This window comes from Alteromonas profundi (genome assembly GCF_010500865.1).
GTDB lineage: Bacteria > Pseudomonadota > Gammaproteobacteria > Enterobacterales > Alteromonadaceae > Alteromonas > Alteromonas profundi.
On sequence record NZ_JAAAWN010000093.1, the window covers coordinates 1 to 570 of the forward strand.

The window sequence follows — 570 nt, forward strand, 5'->3', positions numbered from 1 at the left end:
AAATAGTAAGGAGCAACCCCTTTACCTGCACGCTAGTTCTGTTTAAACAGAAATCTAAAGGACGACATGCTTCAAATCCAGATGGTACACGCAAAGCCTCAAAGCGCTCAAAAGTGCATGCGCAAGGGGCGAAAGACCCGTGGCTATTAGCCACATCACTGGCGTCTCACCGAAGCTTATCGAAACAGGTCGTTGCTATTTATCGCCAGCGCATGCAGATTGAAGAAGGCTTTAGAGACATGAAAAGTACCAAATTCGGGCTTGGCTATGAACAAAACAAAAGTGTTAAAAAGCAGCGTCTAACAACACTAGTATTGCTGACCACGTTAGCGTCACTAGTGGCTATATTATTGGGTATGGTGCTCGTCTCGTCAAACAAACATCGGCGCTTCCAAGCCAATACCGAAACCAGAAGCGTGCTGTCATTCCACTACCTCGGCCTCAGGGCTGTCGCTTGCCGAATACGATTCACTATGCGACAGTGGAAAGCTGCACTCAAATGGTACAGCTCTATAGTAGACGGGGCCTGGGCCGGATGTGCATGAAATTAAATTCGTGGGGATCCCTCAG

1 protein-coding gene is annotated in these 570 nt (G+C 47.9%); it reads left to right on the top strand.

Translation table 11 applies throughout. The annotated features are described in order from the left end of the window. Window positions 1-545, top strand: a 545-nt coding sequence (locus tag GTH32_RS19305; RefSeq protein ID WP_163088821.1) for a transposase, incomplete at its 5' end; no start/stop codon positions are given. Between the last annotated feature and the right edge of the window lie 25 nt (window positions 546-570).